The sequence below is a fragment of the Nocardia niigatensis NBRC 100131 genome (assembly GCF_000308655.1).
GTDB classification, from domain to species: domain Bacteria; phylum Actinomycetota; class Actinomycetes; order Mycobacteriales; family Mycobacteriaceae; genus Nocardia; species Nocardia niigatensis.
In genome coordinates this window covers 83,611-104,377 of the sequence record NZ_BAGC01000023.1, presented here as the reverse complement: position 1 = coordinate 104,377, position 20,767 = coordinate 83,611, and the positions used below count along the sequence as shown (strand labels likewise).

Here is a 20,767-nt window from a genome sequence, read left to right as displayed (position 1 = left end):
TTCAGCGTTCGGTGACCTGCCGGGTCAGCGCGTTCAGGTCCGTGACGCGGTAGCCCGGGTAGCCGTGCATGACCTCCAGCCATTCAGCCGGGATGGCCGACGCGCCCCAGCGCGCACCGAGCAGACCACCCGCGATGGCCGCCGTGGTATCGGTGTCGCCGCCCGCACGGACAGCGAGTTCCAGTGCGGCGGGCAGGGTTTCGGCGTGCGTGATGGCCCACCAAGCCGTCTGCAGGGCGTGCACCACCCAGCCGTTCTTGGGGAAGTCGGCGGGACTGCCCGATTCGGCCTTGTCCAGCAACGGTTCCCAGAAGCCGGTGTCCACCTGCGACAGCGCCTCCCGCAGGCCGTCGTAGGTGCCGAACAGGATGGCGTGCCGGATGGCCAGGGACCAGAGCTTGCACGCCTGCATGGCCTGCATGTCGTAGTGGGTCAGCGAACTGACGAGTTTGGCTGCCTTGCCACACTTCTCGGCATCGTCGAGATAGGTGAGGGCGACCGGGGCGGTGCGCATCAGCGAGCCGTTGCCTGCCGTCAGGCCCTTCAGATCGTGGGCGCGCATCTGCATGGCGCGGCCGGTCTGATCACGCCACTCCAGCACCTCTCGGGTCTGGTTGCCGATGTCCTTGGGGCCGGAATCCCACCAGGCCACGAATTCGGCCGCGACCGCGTCCAGCCCCTCCGGACTACAGATGTCCCCGACCCGCGCGGCCGCCCGCGCCACCGCGACCGCCATGGCGGTGTCATCGGTCCATTCGCCGGGCGCCCAGCCGAACGAGCCGCCGCCCTTCATCCGAATCTCCGCGTCCGGGCCCGGCACGGTGAACTCGTAGCCCGCCCCCAGCGCGTCCCCGGCCGCGGTCCCCAGCAGTACCCCGGCGGCCCGATCGGCCTGCTCCGGCGTCAATTCCATCTGCGCTCGCCTCTTCCGCTCCGATGCGTACACATCGATCTACCACGACCGTACTCACCCGGCGGGCACGCCGACCCGCGCAGCCGCCGTCTTTACGGGTTCTGCACTACGCTCGAGGACACTCCGGTGCAGTGTCGCCGCCGCAGTTGTTCCGTGCACTCCCTCCCGCTACTGGATGGAAGATCCGGAGGTCTGCCGATGATGAACGAGTTCGCCGACCATTCCACCCTGAACTCGAGCGACCCGCTGGCCACGCCCCTCGCCCCCGTCCCCGGCTCCGGGCACATCTTCGATGTCACCCGCCGGCTCGGCACCGTCGACATGGACGAGAACCAGCACCTGCGCATCGACGGCATCGCCCGCCACCTCCAGGACGCCGGCGTCGACCACCTCGTCCACTGCGGAGCCCTCGACACCCATCCACACTGGATCGTCCGCCGCACCGTCATCGACGTGCTGCAACCCATCACCTGGCCGGCCCAGCTGCGCATGCGCCGCTGGTGCTCGGGCATCTCCCCGCGCTGGTGCACCATGCGGGTACGCATCGACTCCGACACCGGCGGCCTCATCGAAACGGAAGGCTTCTGGATCCACATGAACAAGGAGACGATGAGCCCCTCCCGCATAGCCGACGACTTCTTCGAACTCATGTCCACCACCACCGACAACCGCCGCCTGCGCTGGCGCCAATGGCTCGACGCACCCCAGCCGACCGCCCCCGCCACCCCTTTCCCGCTGCGCCGCACCGACACCGACCACTTCCAGCACATCACCAACACGGCCTACTGGCACGCCATCCACGAAATGACCACCGAAGCAACAGATCTCACCCGCGCACCCCACCGCTTCGTCCTCGAATACAACAAGCCCATCCGCTACGGCGAAACCCTCGACATCCGCACCACCCGCACCCCCGACGCCCTCACCCTCTGGTTCGCCGTCGGCGACGACACCCGCGCCATCGCCCAGCTCCGGCCCGCCGCATCCTGATCGGCCCGATGAATCCGGGGGACTCGCGCCGTCTCGACTCGTATCAGCTCACCGAGGAGGAATGATGCTCGCAGATCCGGTATCGGCCCAGGACTTGAACATCTACGGCAAGGCGGAGCTGCCGTGGGATCGGGTGCAGAAAGCGGCGGAGGCGGGGATCGGGTTGCCCGAGACACCGGCGTTTCTCGGGACGGTGAGTGCTTCGGGGAAACCGAGTTCGGCGGGGATCGGGTGCGTCGAAGCTGGGCGGCAGCTGTACTTCACCAGTGGGCCCGGCAGCAAGAAGTCCCGCAATCTGGCGGGAAATCCGTTCTGCACGTTGTCCTTTCGGTTTCCGGAGGTCGATCTCGTGTTGTCGGGGGAGGCGTATCGGATCGTCGATCCTGGTGAGATCGATCAGGTGACCGCGATGTTCCGCGCGGGCGGCTGGCCTGCGGAAAGATCCGGCGATTCGGTTACCGCGCCTTACAGCGCTCAGAGTGCCGGGCCTGCGCCCTGGTACCTCTACCGGTTCACGATTCACACTGCGGTCGGGGTCGCGCTGACCGACCCGCACGGTGCCACGCGCTGGCAGTTCGCGCACTGAGGTCCGCAGACTGAACCAAGAGCCGAAGAACGAAAAGACAAAGAACCAAAGGACACAAGATGCCTGGAGGAGGGAGCCGGGCCGGGGGCCGCGCCCTCAGCTTCCAGCCCCCTCGCCTTCGAACCTGCATGTGGATGTCGCTGCCGGAGGTTTTCGCTTGGATCACAGGGCTGGGGCATCCGCATGACGGGTCGGCGGGTGGTCGCTGGCTGTGCCGGGGGTCGCGGTGTCCGGCTCGGGGAAGAGCGCTGAAGGTGTGGGGCTTGTGGAGGTACCGTCGTCGGTGGCGGCTCCCAACCCGGCGTCGGCGCAAGTCCGGTCGGGCAGACGACCAGGCCACACTCCCCGGGTTCCCGCGCACGCCAGCAGCACACCAGCAGCCGGGAGTTCATGCGGCCCGTGAACCCCACCCCAGGCAACTCGATTCGATCGCAGCAGCGACCCGCGCCCCGACGTGATGCCTGTCGTTCACGCGCGGGATACCGGTGGGGTCGAGACTCCTCGGGGCGATCCACCCGGTGCGTCCCCTGTATGGGGAATCTTTGCCCATCACAACGGTTTTCCAGCCCTCGGCACTGTCGTTGACCAGTGCGTGGCAGTGGTCGCAGGCCAGGGTCAGGTTGTCCAGGTCGGTGGGCCCGCCCTCGACCCAGTCGGTGACATGATGCACCGCGCACATACTCGCCGGAGTCTCACAACCCGGCCGGGTGCAGCCCTTGTCACGAGCGATCAACGCCAGACGCTGCGCCGGGCTGGCCAGTCGCTCGCAGCGACCGAGATCCACGCTCCCCCGCACGGCCTGCTTGCCACCGCCGACGCCGACACCCACAGCCGACTCCTCGGCATCATCACCGCCTAGAGCGAGGCATGGTGCACCAGCGCGTCGACGATCAGCGCCGCACCGGCAAGTAGCAGCAGGATGCGGACCGACAGCGGACCGAAGCGCTTCAGGCTGCGGACCAGCCCGCGATAGAAGCGCCGGGCGCGGCTCGATTTCAGGGTCGAGGTGACCAGGATCAGCGCCGGCGGCAGGAGCGCGATCAGGCAGTATCCGACAATGATCAGCGGCCACATCGACGGATGCGGATCGCGGGCCGAGATCATGGCCAGCGCTGCCAGATACGGCACCGCGGTCGGGGCCTGCCCCAGCCCGATCGCGACGCCCACGAGACCCAGCAGCAAGGGCCTGCGCCGCGCTTCCAGCGCCCACGGCGGGACCGCGGTCCCGCCCTCCCGCGACAAGCGCAGACCACCGAGCACGAGCAGGATCACGCCGATGAGCAGCTCCGCCCAGTAGCGAACCGTCGGAGTGATGTCGAAGCTGACCCGGTCGGTGAGAAATCCGAGGCCGAGCACGAACGCGATGCCGAAAGCCGTTGTGACGGCGAACACTCCGGCCAGAAAGCTCAGTGCGCCCGGCACCGGCGACCGGCGACTCAACCGGCTGTCATAGACCACCGCCGTCGTGACACCGACCAGCAGCACATCCAGCGAGTCCAGAAAGGCGAAGCCCGCGAGCGCCAGCAGAAAGATCACCATGACCCCACGAACATACGGGAACATTTCCCGGACGCTCTGCCACGCGCGGCGGGATGTCACCGCACCCGGTCTCCATCCGCCACATACCGATGGAGACATACAAACCGGCCGACCAGCAGCAGGATCATCAGCCCGCCCGTGGACCGACCTCCCGACGCGCCGGCTGCGCGAGAGGTTTCCACGACTCGGGTCGGACTCAGCCCCGGGACCTGGACCAGCTCAGTTGTCGGGCACGGGACCATCGTCGGAGGGTGGGCCGGCGGACTCGAGTTGTTCGGGCAGGAGCGGAGAGACCGCGAAGACATCCGCTGACGCGTCGGCAGGCAGTGCCTCGACGGCGCGCACTCCCGGGTGCGCGGCCAGCGTCCGGAGTTGATCCAAGGTGCCATGCAGGACGAGGGCGACGACACACGCGCAGTTGGCGCGCAGGCGGCCTGCCACCAGGTTCTTCACCCGGGTGGAGCGGTCGTCGAAGGTGGGCGTCGAATCCATCTGAGCGGCCGCCGATTTCACCGATGCCACGGCCACCGCGTCACCGGCAGGCACACCGATGCCGATGATCGGCGTCGCCACCCGGTCGACGGCCACGTGGTAGTCGACTTCCGAAATACGCAGGCCGCCATTGAATTCCGGGATGCGGTCGGCGGTGATGCCCTCGGAGAACGTCAGCAATGCCCAATGCCCGCCGGAGTCGGTGCCCTGCAAGGACGTCCGGGCCCGCTCCAGGTAGTGGCCCACCGGTTCACTGCTCTCCGGACCCAGCCGGTCCGAGGAGATGACTGCCGACCTGGGCGGGATGGCCCAGCCCAGCACCACGATCAGGATCGCGAAAAGCACCACGGCCGTGGCGATCCCGACGCGGCGCGGCGTCAGCGCATCCACTTGCGAGACTCCGATCAGTGCGCGCGCAGGACGTCGAGGGCGTGCTCCAGATCGGCGGGGTACTCACTGGTGATCTCGATCCAGCGGCCGTCGGCGGGGTGGTTGAAGCCCAGCTGGCGGGCGTGCAGCCACTGCCGTTCCAGCCCGAGACGTTCGGCCAGCCGCGGGTCCGCGCCGTAGGTCAGGTCGCCGCAGCAGGGGTGGCGGATGGCCGAGAAGTGCACACGAATCTGGTGGGTGCGACCGGTTTCCAGGTGGATGTCGAGCAGGCTCGCGGACTGGAACGCCTCGACGGTGTCGTAGTGGGTCACCGACGGACGGCCGTCCGCGGTGACCGCGAACTTCCAGTCGTTGCCGCGAGCGCGACCGATGGGCGCGTCGATGGTGCCGCTGCTCGGATCCGGATGACCCTGCACCAGCGCGTGATACCGCTTGTCCACGGTCCGGTACTTGAACGCCCGCTTGAGCTGCGTGTAGGCATGCTCGGACTGCGCCACCACCATCACGCCCGAGGTGCCGACGTCCAGCCGGTGCACGATGCCCTGCCGCTCATGGGCTCCCGAGGTCGAGATGCGGTAGCCCATGGCCGCCAGGCCGCCCACCACGGTGGGTCCGGTCCAGCCGACACCCGTATGCGCCGCCACCCCAACGGGTTTGTCGACGGCCACGATGTCGTCATCGGCGTAGAGGATCTTCATCCCCTCCACGGGAGTCGCCTCCACCGTGAGTTCCCGCTTGGGCTCGGGGAATTCGACCTCCAGCCAGGCCCCGGCGGTCAACCGGTCCGACTTGCCGGCCGCGACACCGTCGAGCTGAACCGCGCCCTCCTCGGCCATCGAGGCCACCGCGGTCCGCGACAGCCCGAGCAGCCGCGACAGCCCGGCATCCACTCGCATGCCGTCCAGCCCATCGGGCACCGGCATGCTGCGAGTCTCCCTCATGCTGTCTTCCCCTCCGCGCTCGACGCCGCCGACTGCCGATGCATGCGGGTGCCGTCGGGTTCGAACCCGAACACGGTCAGGGCCACCAGCAGAATGGCGCCGCACACGATCGACGAGTCGGCCACATTGAACACCGGCCACCAGCCGACAGCCACGAAATCCACCACATGGCCCTGCAGCGGGCCCGGCGCGCGGAACAAGCGGTCGATGAGATTGCCGAGCGCGCCGCCCAGCACCATGCCCAGGCCGATGGCCCACGGCAGCGAACGCAGGGTCCGGCCGATGCGGATGACACCGATCACCACGGCCGCCGCGACCAGGGTCAGCAGCCAGGTCATGCCGGTGGCCATGGAGAACGCCGCGCCCGGATTGCGGACCAGGGTCAGGCGCACCGTGTCGCCGATGAGATCGATCGGCCGACCGGGGGTCATGGTCGCGACCACGATGGTCTTGGTCAGCAGATCCAGACCCAGCAGGACCGCCGCGATGACCAGCAGCACCGGCAGGCGCAACGGCTGCGCCGGGGGAACGCTCTCCCCGGGTGACGTGTCTGGTTCCTCTGCGCCGAATTCGCGCGGCAGGTCGGTACTCACCCTGACATCATTCCCTATCCATGTCCGGGCCCTCTGAACGCCCCGAAACCACGGCCCCACGGGATCCCAGCTGTTTTTCAGGAACGCGTCGTAACCTGTTCGACGTGACGGTGTTGTCTTCCTCCCCCAGCTCGGCGAACGCCACCGCACGCTGTTCCGGCCTCCCGCGCCCGCCACGGCGCGGGCCGGGTACGCGCACCACACGCTCGGGGGTCCTGCTCCTGGTTCTCGCGGTGACGCTCACCGCGTTCGGCGTCGGCTGCAGCGATCGCGCCGAGACCACGGCCGAGGCCGACGGCTCCGAACCGGCGGGCATCAACAAAGAGGTCACCATGCCCATCGAGGCGGTAACCACCACCGTCGTCGACCCGGGCGCCGCACCCCGCTCGCCGCTGCGCCGCACTCTCGAGACCGGCGCCACCCAGCAGGTCACGCTGCGTACCGACCACCACATCGAGCAGCAGATCAATCAGCAGGCGCTGCGCGACATCTCCCCGCCCTCGGTGACCATCCCGCTCACCGCGCAGTCCGGCAGCGACGGGGTGGAACTCACCGTCGGCAATGTCACCTCCCCCGACCCGACCCTCGCCAAGGCGCTGCTGCCCGCGGACGGATCCCGGGTCGGCTTCGATGTCAGCGACCTGGGCGCGATCACCGCGATGAAGCTGGCACCCCAGCCCGCCACCTCCGACTCCGCGCGCGCCGCGCTGGAGCAGGCGTTCTATCAGGCCGTGTACCAGTCCATCGCCTTCCCGTCCGACGACGTCGGTGTGGGCGCGGTGTGGACGGTGCGGCAACAGGTTTCCGGCAGCGTGCCGCTGGAGCAGGTCACCACCTGCACCCTCACCTCGCGCGAAGGCAACCAGCTCACCATCGAACTGAATGTGGTGCAGACTCCGAAATCCACTGTCTGGCATCTGCCCAACGAGGCGGGCCAGCTGGAGATCGTCGACTACCTCATGCACGGCACCGGCACCATCGCGGTGGATCTCGGCCTGCCGCTACCGGTTTCCGGCAAGGTCGAGGTCGGCGGCAACCAGACCTACCGCGACCCCCGCAGCTCGGTGACACTGCGCCAGACCCTGCGCACGGAGGTGCAGTGGGGCGCGTGACGCGGTTGGCGCTGCTGACCGGGGTCCTGGCCCTGTCCGCCACCGCCTGCGGCAGCCACAAGGACTCCGCGCCCACGCTCCCGACCCTGGGACCGGCCGTGAAACCGTCCGGGAAGCCCGGCGGCGCAGCGGTGCTCGACCAGTTCACGCTGCGCATGGATCTGCTGGACGTCACCGCGATGCCCAAGGGATTCACCGCGCTCGACGATCCACCGCCGGGCAGTTCCGGCGGGGCGGGCGCCAAGACCGATCCGGCTCCGTGCGGGAATGTGCTGGCGACCATCGCCACTCAGGCTCCGGGGTCGGCGGCGCAGGCCGCGGCCCAGTTCGGCGGGCCCAGCTTCGCCAGTGTCGACATCGATGCCGCGTCCTACGCGAACGGCGGGGCGGCGCAAGCCTTTTCCGCTGTCCAGTCGCTGCTGCCGGGCTGCACCAAGTACTCCGGTAAGGATGCCGACAATACGAAGGTCGAATTCCAGCTGGGCGGTTTGAATCAGCCGCAGGCCGGTGACGGATCGACCGCCTTCCAGGTGCGCACCACCAGTGACGGGCTCACGCTCTACACGGACGTCAGCATCACGCTCGTCGGTTCGACGGTCGTGCAGATCGCCTACTCTGACGCGAAGGAACCCGACCCGCAGCAGCTCAGTGCCATGACCGCGGCGCAGGTACGCAAGCTTCAGGGCGCGGCCGGCCCGTAGGCACGGACCATCCACGGTCCTCCCCCGAAAACACCTCCGCACCCGTTCCGACAAGGAAACGGGTGCGGATCGCGGTGGCCCGGCGGCTACCGCCGGGCCCTCATGGTGACTACTGCCAGCCCGTCACATTGATCGGACCGGGGTTCCACAGACCGGTGCGGGTGTCGGTGGTCACCACCGGCTTGGCGGTCTGCGCCGAGCGGTCGATCCGCTCGAGCCGCTGCAGTTCGCCCCAATCCATGCGCGGGTCATGGTCCAGGTAGGTCGCCAGGGTGACCGGACGCAGCAGCATCGAACTCCAGCCCAGGGCGCCACCACCGTCGTGGCTCTGCCACAGCGTGGTCATGGCCGCGCCGCCGCGGTCGGGCATGATGCGGTAGTCGGGCACCTCGGCGATACCGTCGAGGTGATCGAAGGGCCGCTGGCACGGGAACTGCAGGCCCACTTCCCAATCCAGCAGCACCGGCTTGTCCCGGCCGACGTAGTCCTCCAGCGTCACCGTCTGCGGAATGCGCGGCGGGGTGAGAGCCACCCACTGCTTGGGATCACTGTCCCGATCCTCGGCCACCACGCGAATCGCGGTGGCCTGCACCGGAATATCGCTCAGCGGCACCCGCAGATTGCGCCAGGTCGGCGCGGGACCGATATCGATGGGCATGATGCGGCCCTGGGGTTCGACGGCGCCATCGGCACCCGGCACCCCGTACTCGACCTCGACCTGCTGGCCGGGGGTCACGACGCCGTCCTTGTCGGCCGAGCGGATGCGGCCGGCCGCGGTGAGGGCGATGATGCCGGACCGGTCCTGCTGACCGGGCAGCGCGTACCAGCCCGTGGTCATGGTCGAGACCGCCTCGCTGCTGCCGTAGCTGCCCAGCACCGGGGTGCTGGTGTCCAGACCGAAAGGCAGTGGCGCCGTGGTTGTTCCGTCGACCGTGCCGTTGCTGCGGTTGCTGACCGCGCTGGACACGCTGCCGCCGGTGTCGGCCTCGTCGTCGAGGCGCAGGTCGGTGGACACGCCCTTGGGCGAGAAGCCGACCGCGTCCGCGGTGAAGGTGCCGAGCGCATCGCCGTTGAGCGGCTTCAGCATTCCCTGGTTCGGGTCCGTCTCGACCAGCACGTCGCGGGCCAGGCCGCACGGCTTACCCGCCACCGCATCCACATTCGAGCGCGCCAGCGAGTACGCCGGGTACTGCGCGACCGCGCCCTTGGCCAGCGAGCCCACCTCGAACAGCACCATGAACGCGGCCGCCACGGTCAGCGGCGGAATCGCCACGAAGCGCCAGCCCAGCTTCGAGATCCGGTGCGGGCCGGGCTGTTCCGGCGCGCGCACATGGAACCAGCCGGCCAGCGCCAGCAGCGCCACCGTGATCGCGAGGAAGATCTTCGCGACTCCGATCCCGGCCAGCACCGGTGGCTTGTCGTTCCATGAGATGGCCCAGTTGGAGACGTACCAGTAGCCATTCCAACTGGAGAAGGAGACAGCCAGCGCGAAGGCCATCACCGCGGCGAACAGCGCGCGGTTGCGCGGCGAGCGCATCACCCGCGGCCCCACCGCCACGGCGGCCAAAACCGCCACGACACCGGCGATTCCGGCATAAATGCCGTTGTGGTGGGTCCACTTGGTGGGGGTGAACATCATCAGCAGCATGATGCCGAAGCCGGTCCCCAGCACCCGCCGCACCGGACCCGGCGCGGTGAACGGAATCCGGCCGCCCTTGCGCAGCAACGCGAACACACTCACCAGCAGGCCGATCCAGAAGGCGACCATACCGAAGCGACGCGACAGCGACCCGTCGATGGTGGGCATGAACAGATACTGGTAGCGGATGTATTCGCCGTCCCAGTGCACGTCCGGGCCGACCGCCGTGTGCACCCGGCTCATCTCGAACATCGATGACAGCGGCTGATCGCAGAACATGATGGCCAGCACCACCGCACCGGCCGCCGCCAGCGGGGCGGCGAGGGTCAGGTAGGCGCCGAAACGGGACTTCAGGATGGCGACGGCGTTCGCATCGGGTGCGGTCGGCCTGCCCAGCACGGTCGCGCGCTTGTCGAGGATCCGCCAGGCCGGCCGGATACCGGCCAGCAACGGCGCGAAACAGATGATGCCGGATGGGCCGACCGTACAGGTGAACGCGCCGATCATGATGGCCACGCCGTAGGGCAGCAGCCGGCCGGTCGCGATGGCCCGCTCCACCGAAACCCAGGTGAGCAGGACGCCCAGCGCCACCAGCGGTTCCGGGCGCAGGCCGTTGTTGTACGGCAGCCAGACCGCCAGGAAGCCCAGCGCGCCGGTCCACACCGCGATCCGGTCGCGGCGGATGCGCGCGCCCAGGCGGGGAATCACCTCACGGCTGAGCACCAGCCAGATCACGATGCCCGCCAGCAGGGCCGGCAGGCGCATCCACACGCTGGCCGGGCTGACCTGCGCCATGTGGCCGATGAGGTCGTAATACGGTGTGCCGACCGGCGTTTCGGGGACACCGAAGTAGCCGAAGTAGTTGGCCATGTAGCCGGCGTGGATCGAGGCCCGGCCCATGCCGTACTGGTAGCCGTCGTCGGAGGTGGTCGCGCCGATGAAATGCCAGAGGATCAGTGTGCCCAGCACCACGGCGTCGACCGGCTTGAAGGTCCACCAGTGCTGCGGCAGGAAGCGGCGCGCGCGACGGCCGTCGAGACGGTCCAGCCGGAACAGCGCGAACAGGGCGACGAGGGCGCCGACGACGGCGGTCCAGATGGCGATCCGCTTGATCGTGCTCGGCGTCGAGGTGAAGCGGCTGTCCACCTGTGCGGTGACCTTGGCGCCGTCGGAGACGGTCAGGTCGCTGAAGATGCCGACCAGCTGCGGCCGATAGTCACCGTTCAGGGTGACCGGCGCGGTCGTGGAACCACTCAGCTCCGCGGTGGAGGAGGTGAAATCGGAGTGCACGGTGAGCACGCAGCCCGCGCCCAGCTGCTCGACCGGGACGCTGACCAGCGTCTTGTGGTGCAGAATCGCTTCCAGTTTGGCGGGCGTGGTCACACCGTCGGTGGTGGACGCCGCCGTGACCCGGGCCACGAAGCCGTACTTCTCCAGGTCCGGTGCGCCGTTGGGGGCGGTGGCGGCCAGCGTGCCGCCCTTCGAACCCAGCTCCGTCACCGCCGAACAGGGGATGCTGACATCGAAGTCCACCGGCGCGTAGGTCACCAGCGGAGCCTCGATGCTCTGCGCCGAATTCCCCTGCGGCCAAGCCAGTGTCGTGTGATCCACGCGGACCGGCAGGAACGGCACCGCCAGCGCCGCCAGCACCGCGACCACACCGGCGATCAGAGCGAGCGGCCGAGCCCATCCCCCTCGAATCCTTCTCTCGGGTTCGGCACCAGCACTCCCGGCGGAATCCTGCCCCGCCTTCTCCAACACGTCGGTCACGACCGCCGATCCTAAGCGGAAGTCATCTTCCCCCGCTTCCCCCTCCATGCCTTCGCACCGCGAACCCCCGGGATCCCACGCGGATTACGCATTACGCACCACAATCTGTGCGCCAGCTCACATTTCGAGCGAGTCGAAGGCGGCCCGCGAGCGGGTCACGCGGCGGTGTCCCGGCCCGGCATCCGAGTGGCTCGATGCCGGACCGGTCGGCACCGGACTAGCTGCAGGCCGGGGAGGTCTGGTTGGCCAGCGAGAGGGCGTTGCAGATCCATTCCTTCTGGACCTTCCACTTGCCGTCCTCCGCCACGAACGGCACGACGGCCTGCTGGGGCGCGCCGCCGTTGAGCGCGATCTGGGCGTCGGCGGTGACGGTGCCGTTGCCCAGGTCGGTCACATTGGTGACGGCGATGGTGGCGTTGTTCTGCTTGTAGGCCTCGGCCAGCCGGCTGGGCAGGCTCGGGTCGGCAGTGACGCCCTGCATCATGTCGAGCTTCTCCGAGTCCGGGATGCTCGGGTCCAGCGCCTTCTGCAGCTGGGTGTTCAGGTCCGCCGCGGTCGGGGCCGGCGGGTAGCTCGTCTGCGCCGCGATGCTCTTGGAGGTAGAGACCTTGGCAGGCTTGCTCTCCTTCTTGTCACCGCTCCCACACGCGGACAGCCCGAGTACGGTCACGACAGCCAGTGCGGCGACCGCGATGCGTCCAGTCTTCTGAAGCTTCAACTGCTCGTCCTTTGCGTTCGAGTAGGTCCGTTCGACAACGTGCCAGCTACACCCGACCGGCGGCGCTGCACGACACGCGACACTACCAACGCCCAGTCTCAGAAGCCCCCTCCGCGACGGATGGCGCGGCATTTTCAAACTGAATCCTCATAATTCGCGCAAACCATGCTCAACCGGGTTCAGCGCAGGCTCCCGAGGGGATCAGCACGTGTGAGCTCGGCGTCTGTGGCCGGGAAGGTGCGGGCCGGGCCCGGGCCCGTCGACCGGGTCTCGAATCGGACAGTGACCACGCCGTGTCCCGCACCCTGCACCCAGCCGTGCCCGAACTCGGGGTGTTCGACATCGAGCCCGGGATACCAGGTCCCGATGGCGAACGAGCGAGTTGCGGGCGGCACCACCGGATCCGGGGCCACCGGCAAGGCCAGCGTCGGCTCCTCGGAGACCGCGCCGTCGGCCTCCACCGTCTGATCCAATTCCGGGAACAGCGATTCCTGCCGAATCTCCGACAACCCCGCGAAACCCACGCCCACCAGGCGAATCGGGCCGATCTCGGCCGGGTCGAGGGCGGAACGCTGAGCGGCGGCGGTGAGGGTGGCGAGATCCTCGGTGGCATAGGGCAGCGTGGACGAGCGGGTCACGATGCTCATATCGGTCTTCTTGAGTTTGAGCACCACGGTGCGCGCCGCGCGGCCGTCCGTGGTGAGCCGCCGGTGGGCCGAGACCGCCATGGCGTCGATGGCCGGACGCAGCTGGGCGAGGGTGAGAATGTCGGTTTCATAGGTGGTTTCGGCGCTGATCTGCTTGGCCTCCGCGCGCTCGGCCACCGGCCGGTCGTCGATGCCGCGGGCCAGCCGGTGCAGCGCCGCCCCGACGCTGCCGCCCAGAATCGAGGACGCCTCCGATTCCGGCAGCGCCGCCAGCGCCCCCACCGTCTCGATTCCCAGTGAGCGCAAACGGCTTTCGGCCACCGGCCCGATCCCCCACAGTTTGCGCACCGGCAGCCCCGACAGGAACCCGTCCTGCTCGGCCGCCGGAATCACCCGCACCCCATCGGGTTTGGCCAGGCCGGAGGCGATCTTGGCGAGCTGCTTGCCGCTGCCCGCCCCGACCGAGGCCACCAGCCCGGTACGCGCCCGCACCGCCGTCCGCAGCTCTTCACAGAATTCGAGCACCCGATCCGGGGTGGCGCCGGCCAGTTCCGCGGGTTCCCCGAACGCCTCGTCGAACGACAGCGTCTCGAGCACCGGGATCCGGGCCCGCAGGGTGTCGAAGACCTGCCCGCTGAGTTCGCCGTACACCGCGCCGCGCGGCGGGATCACCACCGCCGACACCCCGACCAGCCGCCGCGCCTGATGCATGGGCATGGCCGAGCGCGCCCCGAACACCCGTGCCTCGTAGCTGGCCCCCGCCACCACGCCGCGCCCGCCCATGCCGCCCACCAGCACCGGCCGCCCGCGCAGCGTCGGGCGGGTCAGCTGCTCGACCGAGGCGAAGAACGCGTCCATATCAATGTGCAGCACCCAGCGCCGCTGTCCCGAACCTCGGGATCGGCTGTCGCTTTGCCGTGAATCCACCCCGGTTTGCCGTGAATCAGCCACCGCCCCGACTGCCCGGCCAGCCACGCCCTTCGACCCGGTATGACCAGCCCCACCAGGCACGACACCAGTGTTCGCGGAGTCGGCGGACGTATTCACACCGGGAAATCTACAAGCGGCTACCGACAGATACGACCAGCCAGGTGTGTGATGATTCGTCCATGACGATTCGCAAGGCCGTGATTCCCGCAGCGGGTATCGGCTCGCGCCTGCTGCCGCTGACGAAGGCGATCCCGAAGGAAATGCTCGCGGTGGGTGACAAGCCCGTCATCGAACACACCGTCCGTGAACTCGTGGCGTCCGGCATCACCGACATCACCATCGTGGTCAGCGCCGGAAAGTCGTTGATCCAGGATCACTTCCGCCCCAACCCGGCGCTGGTCGCGCAGTTGCGCGCCGACGGCAAGACCGCCTTCGCCGACGCGGTGGAGGAGGTCGGTGAGCTGAGCCGGGCCGGTCACATCACCTACCTGGACCAGCACGGCCCGTACGGCAACGGCACCCCGGTGCTGAACGCGGCCCGCCACCTGGGCAATGAGCCCATGCTGGTGCTGTGGCCCGACGACGTGTTCGTCGCCGAGGTGCCGCGCGCCCAGCAGCTCATCGACGCCTACGAGAAGACCGGCGCGCCGGTGCTGGCGCTCATGCCGATGGATCCGTCGGAGTCGACGCGCTACGGCGTCCCGGTGGTCGAGGAGACCATAGGCGACGGCCTGATGCGGATCAGCGGCCTGAAGGAGAAGCCCAAGCCGGAGGACGCCCCCTCCTCGTTCGCCGCCATCGGTGGCTACGTGGTCACCCCGGGCATCATCGCCGAGCTGCGCAAGCAGGTCGACAACTGGTACACCCATCGCACCGGCGAGGTCTACCTGACCGATGCCATCAATGTCTACGCCGCCGAGAATCCGGTGTACGGCCAGGTGATCCGCGGCCGCTGGTACGACACCGGCAACCCGGCGGACTATCTGACCGCGCAATTCGCCTCGGCGCTGGCGCATCCGGAGTACGGTCCGCTGTTGCGTCAGCTCGTCGCCGAGTAGACCGCCGCCGCACCGGAGGCTCCCGGGTTCGGCACACAAGTGCCGTGCGCCCCAACCACGCCAGACCCAAGTTTGTCGAAACCCGAAACATGGGGGCATGTTTCGGCGATCATGCGGGTGGGTCGGGATACCCTCTGGATCGAAGGTCGGTTTTGCTAGGCGGATTGGGCACCCGGGCGGCACTGCTCGCGGCGGCAAGTTGTTCTCTTGTCACTACGTTCTCGATGGTCGTGCCCATGGGTGCGGCCTACGGCGCCCCTCCCGACCCGATAACCAGCACGGCGAGCCTCGCGGGCGCCGCGGTGTCCGACGACGGCTCCACGATCACCGCTTTCGAGGTGCACGACGCCCGCAATCTGACGCTGCACGTGCACTCGGCGGCCATGGACTCCGAAATCGCGGTGGAGGTGCAGCGTCCCGCCGACACCTCCGAGCCGCGGCCGGTGCTGTACCTGCTCAATGGCGCCGGCGGCGGCCAGGACACGGCGACCTGGAAGCGCAATACCGATTCCACCCAGTTCTTCATGGACAAGAACGTGAACGTGGTGATGCCGATCGGCGGTGCGTTCACCTACTACACCGACTGGCGCAGCCCCGATCCCAAGCTGGGCCAGCCCATGTGGAAGACCTTCCTCACCGAGGAGCTACCGCCGCTGGTCGACGCGGCCCTGGGCACCAATGGGATTCACGCCATCGCGGGCATGTCCATGTCGGGCACCTCGGTGCTGCAGCTGCCGATCGCCGCGCCCGGCCTGTACCGGGCCGTCGCCGCGTACAGCGGGTGCGCGCAGATCAGCGATCCGATCGGCCAGAAGTTCGCCGATCTGGTGATCTCCATCGGCGGCGGCAATCCGGTGAACATGTACGGGCCCATGGACGATCCGGAGTGGGCCGACAACGACCCCTACGTGCACGCCGAATCGCTGCGCGGGCTGGGGATCTACGTCTCCAACGGCTCCGGCCTGCCCGGCCGCCACGACAATGTGGCCGATGTGCGCAGCCTCGGCCCGGCGGACGGCGGTCTGCCGCAACAGATCCTGGTCGGCGGCATTCTGGAGGCGGCCAGCGACTGGTGCGCCCGCAATCTCAAGACCCGCCTGCACCAGTTGGAGATTCCGGCGACCTTCGATATCGCCAAGCCGGGCACGCATTCGTGGGGCTACTGGCAGGACGCGCTACGCGCCTCGTGGCCGGTGCTCGCCAAGGGCCTGGAGCTGCCCGAAACGGATTGAGCCGCAACCGGTTCCGGTTCAGCCCTCGTCGGCGGCGTTGTAGCGCACCAGATATGCCGCCAGTCGCTTCACATCCGCGTCGTCCCAGTCGGCGAACCGGTCGGTGAACGCGGCGCTGCGGTTGCGCGCCGCGGCGCGGGCCACCCGCTTGCCCTCGGCGGTGGCATGCAGGACCAGGTTGCGGCGGTTGGCCGGGTCGACCTCGCGAGTCAGGTAGCCGTCGCGTTCCAGCGCGGCGACCTGGCGGCTGACGGTGGATTTGTCGAGGTGGAAGTGCCCGGCCAGGTCCGCCGCCAGGCACCCGTTCCGCTCGATGACCAGGTCGAGAATGCTCGACGCCACCAGCGACAGCTCCGGGTGCAGTTCGGCGGCGCGGCCGCGGGCGCGCCGGGCGAACGCCGTGAGCTCACGCTGTATGACCTCGATCGCATCGGATCGGCCGGGGAATGCGTCCGCGCTCTTCATGGTTGTAGACTACAACCTCGATTGGTTGTATTTACCAACTATTGGAGAAGAACCCATGGCCTCGTATCAGATCCGGCATGTCGCCGTGCACCTGCTCACCCCGCTGCTCATGTGCCTCGGCATGGGGCTGGCGTACCTGGGCGCGTTCCACCAGCCCGAGCCCAACCACCTCGCGGTGGCCGTGGTCGGCGACAGCCCGCAGGTCAAGGTGCTCGCCCAGACCCTGAAGGACAAGGGCGGCAATGCGCTCGACGTGATCACCGTGCCCAGCCGCGACGACGCGGTGAGCCAGTTGCTCCACCGCGATCTGGCCGGCGCTTACGTCCCCGACCCGCAACAGCCCGAATTGCTGGTCGCCAAGGCCGGATCCGATACCACGGCCATGGCGGCCGAGGCCGTCTTCGGCCAGCTCGCGGGGCTGCAGCACACACCGCTGACCGTCACCGACGTCACCATCCCGAGTTCCGGCGACCCGACCGCGCAGGGCATCTTCTTCCTGCTGGTCGCCCTGAGCATCGGCTCCTACGGCAGCGTCGCCGCCATCGGCGCGGCCGGCGCGGGCCTGTCCATGTGGCTGCGTGGCGCGATCAGCCTGGTCACCTCGCTGCTGGTGAGCCTGATCGGCCTGGCTCTCGCGGGCCCGGTGTTCCACATCGTCGACCACGACCTGGGCGCGATCTGGGGCATGTCCTGGCTGTACTCGGCGGGCATCCTGGCCATCGGCATCGGTCTGCACACCTTCCTGAAGCGCTGGACCACCCTGGCCCTGATGGTGCTGTTCGTCATGCTGAACTTCACCAGCTCCGGCGGCGTCTACAGCCCGTGGCTGCAGAACGACTTCTTCGGCACCCTGCACCACTTCTGGAACGGCGCGGGCTTCGTCGAGGGCGCACGCAGCCTGCTCTACTTCGGCAGCACCGGACTCGGTGGCCGGATGACGAGCCTGACGCTCTGGTTCGCCGCGGGCGTGCTGCTCATGATCGCGGCAGGGTCGGCCGAGAAGCGGCAGGCCGCGGCGCAATCCGTGGCGCGCCACGCCGCCCCCGGACCCGTCGAGGCCGCGACCCTGAAGAAAACCTCCGAGACCGAGGTCGCGGCCGAGGAGGAGATCGAGGAGGCGGTCGGCGTCTAGGGCAGCGGCCTATCCAATACCCAGCTGCGACAAGGCGGTCCGGATGCCCACCCGGACCGTCGCATTGTCTCCCACTCCCCCGCTGACGGTGACGCCGTCGCGGGTCATCAGGAGCACCCGGGCGGCAGTATCGATGTCGGTGTGCCCGGCGGCGCGCAACCGGTCGGCCATCAGGTCACGGAACCAGCCGCGGTAGTCGTCGACGACCTTGCGCACGGCGTGATCGGGATTCGGGAACTCCACGGCCGCGTTGAGGAACGGGCAGCCGCGGAAGCCCGGCTCGCAGCTGAGTTCGCCGAGGCGCGCGAAGATGCCGGCGATGGAGTCGGCGCCTGTGCCGGGGATGTCCTCCAAGATTTCGCGCTGGCGGGCGTATTCGCGGACCAGGTAGGCGACGACCAGGTCTTCCTTGGTCTTGAAGTGCCGGTAGAAGGTGGCCTTCGCGATGCCCGCCTCGGCGATGATGCGGTCGATACCGACGGTGTGAATACCCTCGGCGTAGAACAGCCGAGTCGCGGTGTCCAGCAGGCGATCACGGGCTTCGCTCATGGCTGACCTGCACTCCTTCCCCTCATCGGGTTCCGGTGTTGACGATAGCAGACAGATCTGTCTACCCTGAGTCCGGACGTAGACAGACAAGTCTGTCTAGATGAACGCCGGCAGGAGAAAACGAAATGGCTACCCTCTTCACCTCATCCGCCACCTCGGTCGGCCGCGAGGGCCGCTCGGTCAGCTCCGACGGCTACCTCGACCTGAAGCTGGCCCAGCCCAAGGCGGCCGGCGGCAGCGGCGACGGCACCAACCCCGAGCAGCTGTTCGCGGTCGGCTACTCGGCCTGTTTCGCCGGCGCGCTGCAGGCGGTCGCCCGCAACCAGGGCATCGAGCTGGGCGACACCTCGGTCACCGCGGACGTCAGCCTGAACAAGGACGAGGAGACCGGATTCGGCATCTCCGTCGTGCTGCACATCGAGCTGCCGGAGGAGCTGCAGAACGACAAGGGCCGGGACCTGGTCGAGGCCGCCCACCAGGTGTGCCCCTACTCCAAGGCCACCCGCGGCAACATCCCCGTGGAACTGGTTGTCGAATAACGCGATTCAGTAGAAGCGGCGAATGGTGTAGATGTCGAACTGGCTCAGCGGAGTCAGGCCGACGGGCACACCCCAGTCGTACGCGTTCAGCACATTGCCGCCTCCCGCGTAGATGCCTACGTGGGAGGCGTCGTCGTTGAGAACGACCACGTCACCCACCTGCATGGCGCCGACCGGGACCTCGAGTCCGGCGGCGGCCTGCTGCCAGGTGGTGCGCGGCATGTCGATGCCGACACTGCGGAAGGCCCACTGCACCAGGCCCGAGCAGTCCCAGGCGTCCGGGCCGGTGCCGCCCCAGCGATAGGGCTTGCCGGTCTGCGTGGTCGCCAGCCCGAGCGCGGCCATGGCCCGCGGACTGGCCAGCGGCAGCTGCGCGGAACCGCTCGCGCTGCCCGAGGCCGAACCACTGGCGCTGCCCGAGGCGGACCCGGATCCCGAGCCGGACGAGGAGCCGGTGTCCGCGTGCGCGAGGCCCGCCCAGAGTGCGGCGGCCAGTACCAGGGCCGAGGTCGTCGTGACGAACGATGCGAAACGGTGAACCTGCCTTCGAGCCATGTGCGTGCCCCTTCATAGGCGTTACCGCGGGAACATCTCGGGCCAGATTATTAGCTACCCGATAGCTGTTGTAGCGCACACGCAACATGCGTCACAAGGGAACCTGAGTTGGCGTGTCTCGAGACAGACGTCACCCTCGTCGGCGAATCGCCTGTTCAGGCGATTCAATCCTGGAAACAAGAGCGCTCGCCCGGAATCCACGGAAGGACGCTATAAGTTTGCTGCTGGTCAGTGGTGCAGTCGCAGGGCCAGGTGGTGATTGGCCTTCGTCAGCATCGGGATCAGGACGTAGGCCGAGGTGGGCACCACGATCACGGTCAGGACGAGGGTCCGCACGAACACCGGCAGGCCGGCCATGACCGGGCCGAGCAGGGCCAAGGCGAGGGTGATGGTCGGGTACACGGCCAGCCAGGTGATGAGAGCGCGCCGGTGCACCGACGGAACCGCAACGGGGGCAGCCGCATTCACGGGAGCGACGGCCGCATTCGCGGGAGCGAGAGCGGCGTTGGCGGTGGCGACTGTGGCGGGGGTGGTGATGAGGGTGGTCATTGTTCGCTCCTAGCGACCGTGTTCCCGAATATTGACGAGACGGTCCGTCTCGTCTCATGGAGTAAATTAGCCCCGGCCACCGCACCTGTCAAGACGAGACGTTCCGTCTCGCTCGGCGGTACCATGGACCCATGCCCCAGCCGCCCAATCCCGAACTGCGCAGCGCCAAGTCCCACCAGGCGATCCTCGACGCGACCTTCGAACTCGCCGTGCGCAATGGCTACGGCAAACTCACCATCGAGGCCATCGCCGCCGAGGCCGGTGTCGGCAAGCAGACCATCTACCGCTGGTGGCCCTCCAAGGGTGCGATCGCCCTCGAGGCCATCAACGACCAGATCGGTTCGGCCACCGACTTCGCCGACACCGGTGACATCGCCGCCGATCTGAAGACCCAGATCGGCGGCCTGGCCCGGATGCTGGCCGGCGATGTCGGCTGCGTCTACCGCGGTGTGATAGCCGAGGCCCAGAACGACCCGAAGCTCATGCAGATGGTCCGCGAGACCTTCGTCGAACCCCGGGCCCAGCAGGGCGCACTGCGGCTCGAATCCGCCATTCGCGCCGGGCAGATCCGCGGCGATGTGTCCCCGCAGGCCATGACCAACATGCTCTACGGCCCGGTCTACGTGCGGTTCCTGCTCGGCGTCGGCAATGTCCTCGACGCCGCGGAACTGGTAGACCCCATCCTCGACGGATTGCGTCCCCGATCCTGACGGCAGTCGGCTGACGG

The 20,767-nt window shown here is 68.4% G+C and carries 22 protein-coding genes; 9 read left to right on the top strand and 13 right to left on the bottom strand.

Going from position 1 to position 20,767, the window contains the following annotated elements:
* Nucleotide 1 precedes the first annotated feature (1 nt).
* Entirely contained in the window at nucleotides 2-913 is a 912-nt protein-coding gene (locus ON33_RS07055; RefSeq protein WP_040856664.1) for an ADP-ribosylglycohydrolase family protein, read from the bottom strand.
* A gap of 198 nt (nucleotides 914-1,111) precedes the next feature.
* Here ON33_RS07055 and ON33_RS07050 point away from each other — a divergent pair, with 198 nt between their 5' ends.
* Entirely contained in the window at nucleotides 1,112-1,903 is a 792-nt protein-coding gene (locus tag ON33_RS07050; RefSeq protein ID WP_245550328.1) for an acyl-[acyl-carrier-protein] thioesterase, read from the top strand.
* 64 nt (nucleotides 1,904-1,967) lie between these two features.
* Nucleotides 1,968-2,489, top strand: a complete 522-nt coding sequence (locus tag ON33_RS07045; RefSeq protein ID WP_040856763.1) for a pyridoxamine 5'-phosphate oxidase family protein — start codon at nucleotides 1,968-1,970, stop codon at nucleotides 2,487-2,489.
* A gap of 388 nt (nucleotides 2,490-2,877) precedes the next feature.
* On the opposite strand, the gene ON33_RS39405 is transcribed toward ON33_RS07045, so the two are convergent.
* The 5 genes from ON33_RS39405 to lspA all read right to left on the bottom strand — a co-directional run bounded on the left by ON33_RS39405 (nucleotide 2,878) and on the right by lspA (nucleotide 6,444).
* Entirely contained in the window at nucleotides 2,878-3,318 is a 441-nt protein-coding gene (locus ON33_RS39405) for an HNH endonuclease signature motif containing protein (RefSeq protein WP_083868657.1), read from the bottom strand.
* Between the two features lie 26 nt (nucleotides 3,319-3,344).
* A complete protein-coding gene (locus ON33_RS07035) occupies nucleotides 3,345-4,028 on the bottom strand; it encodes a GAP family protein (RefSeq protein WP_040856657.1) in 684 nt (227 codons plus the stop codon).
* Nucleotides 4,029-4,247: 219 nt separating this feature from the next.
* Nucleotides 4,248-4,910: a hypothetical protein gene (locus tag ON33_RS07030; protein WP_051151727.1), complete on the bottom strand. Its 663-nt coding sequence runs from the start codon at nucleotides 4,908-4,910 to the stop codon at nucleotides 4,248-4,250.
* A 14-nt stretch (nucleotides 4,911-4,924) separates the two neighbouring features.
* Nucleotides 4,925-5,851 (bottom strand): RluA family pseudouridine synthase, encoded by a 927-nt coding sequence (locus ON33_RS07025; protein WP_040856655.1) that lies wholly within the window; start codon nucleotides 5,849-5,851, stop codon nucleotides 4,925-4,927.
* Entirely contained in the window at nucleotides 5,848-6,444 is a 597-nt protein-coding gene (lspA, locus tag ON33_RS07020; RefSeq protein ID WP_083868655.1) for a signal peptidase II, read from the bottom strand. The genes ON33_RS07025 and lspA overlap by 4 nt, the downstream gene beginning before the upstream one ends.
* A gap of 233 nt (nucleotides 6,445-6,677) precedes the next feature.
* Here lspA and ON33_RS07015 point away from each other — a divergent pair, with 233 nt between their 5' ends.
* The gene (locus ON33_RS07015; protein ID WP_245550327.1) at nucleotides 6,678-7,556 is read left to right on the top strand and encodes a hypothetical protein; all 879 of its coding nucleotides are present in this window, start codon (nucleotides 6,678-6,680) and stop codon (nucleotides 7,554-7,556) included.
* The gene (locus tag ON33_RS07010; RefSeq protein ID WP_157184439.1) at nucleotides 7,553-8,257 is read left to right on the top strand and encodes a hypothetical protein; all 705 of its coding nucleotides are present in this window, start codon (nucleotides 7,553-7,555) and stop codon (nucleotides 8,255-8,257) included. The genes ON33_RS07015 and ON33_RS07010 overlap by 4 nt, the downstream gene beginning before the upstream one ends.
* A 109-nt stretch (nucleotides 8,258-8,366) precedes the next feature.
* On the opposite strand, the gene ON33_RS07005 is transcribed toward ON33_RS07010, so the two are convergent.
* The 3 genes from ON33_RS07005 to ON33_RS06995 all read right to left on the bottom strand — a co-directional run bounded on the left by ON33_RS07005 (nucleotide 8,367) and on the right by ON33_RS06995 (nucleotide 13,889).
* Nucleotides 8,367-11,714: an arabinosyltransferase domain-containing protein gene (locus ON33_RS07005; protein WP_083868653.1), complete on the bottom strand. Its 3,348-nt coding sequence runs from the start codon at nucleotides 11,712-11,714 to the stop codon at nucleotides 8,367-8,369.
* A gap of 169 nt (nucleotides 11,715-11,883) precedes the next feature.
* Nucleotides 11,884-12,384, bottom strand: coding sequence for a WKL family lipoprotein (locus ON33_RS07000; RefSeq protein WP_040856646.1), 501 nt, complete (start codon nucleotides 12,382-12,384; stop codon nucleotides 11,884-11,886).
* A 179-nt stretch (nucleotides 12,385-12,563) separates the two neighbouring features.
* Nucleotides 12,564-13,889, bottom strand: a complete 1,326-nt coding sequence (locus ON33_RS06995) for a DNA polymerase IV (protein WP_157184442.1) — start codon at nucleotides 13,887-13,889, stop codon at nucleotides 12,564-12,566.
* Nucleotides 13,890-14,140: 251 nt separating this feature from the next.
* Between ON33_RS06995 and ON33_RS06990 the strand changes: the two genes are divergently transcribed.
* Both ON33_RS06990 and ON33_RS06985 read left to right on the top strand, forming a co-directional pair.
* Complete coding sequence (locus ON33_RS06990; protein WP_040856641.1) at nucleotides 14,141-15,019, top strand: UTP--glucose-1-phosphate uridylyltransferase; 879 nt, start codon at nucleotides 14,141-14,143, stop codon at nucleotides 15,017-15,019.
* A gap of 224 nt (nucleotides 15,020-15,243) precedes the next feature.
* Nucleotides 15,244-16,251 carry an alpha/beta hydrolase gene (locus tag ON33_RS06985; RefSeq protein WP_051151726.1) on the top strand — a complete coding sequence of 336 codons (1,008 nt, stop codon included), beginning with the start codon at nucleotides 15,244-15,246 and terminating at the stop codon, nucleotides 16,249-16,251.
* A gap of 18 nt (nucleotides 16,252-16,269) precedes the next feature.
* Here the strand turns inward: ON33_RS06985 and ON33_RS06980 are convergent, their stop codons facing one another.
* Complete coding sequence (locus tag ON33_RS06980) at nucleotides 16,270-16,716, bottom strand: MarR family winged helix-turn-helix transcriptional regulator (protein ID WP_051151725.1); 447 nt, start codon at nucleotides 16,714-16,716, stop codon at nucleotides 16,270-16,272.
* A 55-nt stretch (nucleotides 16,717-16,771) separates the two neighbouring features.
* Between ON33_RS06980 and ON33_RS06975 the strand changes: the two genes are divergently transcribed.
* Nucleotides 16,772-17,848, top strand: a complete 1,077-nt coding sequence (locus ON33_RS06975) for an ABC-2 transporter permease (protein ID WP_040856640.1) — start codon at nucleotides 16,772-16,774, stop codon at nucleotides 17,846-17,848.
* Between the two features lie 9 nt (nucleotides 17,849-17,857).
* On the opposite strand, the gene ON33_RS06970 is transcribed toward ON33_RS06975, so the two are convergent.
* Entirely contained in the window at nucleotides 17,858-18,397 is a 540-nt protein-coding gene (locus tag ON33_RS06970) for a TetR/AcrR family transcriptional regulator (RefSeq protein WP_040856638.1), read from the bottom strand.
* A 125-nt stretch (nucleotides 18,398-18,522) separates the two neighbouring features.
* Between ON33_RS06970 and ON33_RS06965 the strand changes: the two genes are divergently transcribed.
* Entirely contained in the window at nucleotides 18,523-18,936 is a 414-nt protein-coding gene (locus tag ON33_RS06965; protein ID WP_040856636.1) for an organic hydroperoxide resistance protein, read from the top strand.
* Between the two features lie 6 nt (nucleotides 18,937-18,942).
* On the opposite strand, the gene ON33_RS06960 is transcribed toward ON33_RS06965, so the two are convergent.
* Complete coding sequence (locus tag ON33_RS06960; protein ID WP_040856634.1) at nucleotides 18,943-19,491, bottom strand: NlpC/P60 family protein; 549 nt, start codon at nucleotides 19,489-19,491, stop codon at nucleotides 18,943-18,945.
* 228 nt (nucleotides 19,492-19,719) lie between these two features.
* Nucleotides 19,720-20,040: a putative antibiotic biosynthesis monooxygenase gene (locus ON33_RS06955; protein WP_063710951.1), complete on the bottom strand. Its 321-nt coding sequence runs from the start codon at nucleotides 20,038-20,040 to the stop codon at nucleotides 19,720-19,722.
* Between the two features lie 131 nt (nucleotides 20,041-20,171).
* Between ON33_RS06955 and ON33_RS06950 the strand changes: the two genes are divergently transcribed.
* Nucleotides 20,172-20,750, top strand: coding sequence for a TetR/AcrR family transcriptional regulator (locus ON33_RS06950; RefSeq protein WP_040856632.1), 579 nt, complete (start codon nucleotides 20,172-20,174; stop codon nucleotides 20,748-20,750).
* Nucleotides 20,751-20,767: the final 17 nt, after the last annotated feature.

Bases quoted from the DNA above. Each gene is read 5' to 3' on its own strand.
- ON33_RS07055 (WP_040856664.1), bottom strand. From the start codon at position 913: ATGGAATTGACGCCGGAGCAGGCCGATCGGGCCGCCGGGGTACTGCTG.
- ON33_RS07050 (WP_245550328.1), top strand. From the start codon at position 1,112: ATGATGAACGAGTTCGCCGACCATTCCACCCTGAACTCGAGCGACCCG.
- ON33_RS07045 (WP_040856763.1), top strand. From the start codon at position 1,968: ATGCTCGCAGATCCGGTATCGGCCCAGGACTTGAACATCTACGGCAAG.
- ON33_RS07035 (WP_040856657.1), bottom strand. From the start codon at position 4,028: ATGGTGATCTTTCTGCTGGCGCTCGCGGGCTTCGCCTTTCTGGACTCG.
- ON33_RS07025 (WP_040856655.1), bottom strand. From the start codon at position 5,851: ATGAGGGAGACTCGCAGCATGCCGGTGCCCGATGGGCTGGACGGCATG.
- ON33_RS07005 (WP_083868653.1), bottom strand. From the start codon at position 11,714: ATGGAGGGGGAAGCGGGGGAAGATGACTTCCGCTTAGGATCGGCGGTC.
- ON33_RS06995 (WP_157184442.1), bottom strand. From the start codon at position 13,889: ATGGACGCGTTCTTCGCCTCGGTCGAGCAGCTGACCCGCCCGACGCTG.
- ON33_RS06990 (WP_040856641.1), top strand. From the start codon at position 14,141: ATGACGATTCGCAAGGCCGTGATTCCCGCAGCGGGTATCGGCTCGCGC.
- ON33_RS06985 (WP_051151726.1), top strand. From the start codon at position 15,244: ATGGTCGTGCCCATGGGTGCGGCCTACGGCGCCCCTCCCGACCCGATA.
- ON33_RS06980 (WP_051151725.1), bottom strand. From the start codon at position 16,716: ATGAAGAGCGCGGACGCATTCCCCGGCCGATCCGATGCGATCGAGGTC.
- ON33_RS06975 (WP_040856640.1), top strand. From the start codon at position 16,772: ATGGCCTCGTATCAGATCCGGCATGTCGCCGTGCACCTGCTCACCCCG.
- ON33_RS06970 (WP_040856638.1), bottom strand. From the start codon at position 18,397: ATGAGCGAAGCCCGTGATCGCCTGCTGGACACCGCGACTCGGCTGTTC.
- ON33_RS06965 (WP_040856636.1), top strand. From the start codon at position 18,523: ATGGCTACCCTCTTCACCTCATCCGCCACCTCGGTCGGCCGCGAGGGC.
- ON33_RS06960 (WP_040856634.1), bottom strand. From the start codon at position 19,491: ATGGCTCGAAGGCAGGTTCACCGTTTCGCATCGTTCGTCACGACGACC.
- ON33_RS06955 (WP_063710951.1), bottom strand. From the start codon at position 20,040: ATGACCACCCTCATCACCACCCCCGCCACAGTCGCCACCGCCAACGCC.
- ON33_RS06950 (WP_040856632.1), top strand. From the start codon at position 20,172: ATGCCCCAGCCGCCCAATCCCGAACTGCGCAGCGCCAAGTCCCACCAG.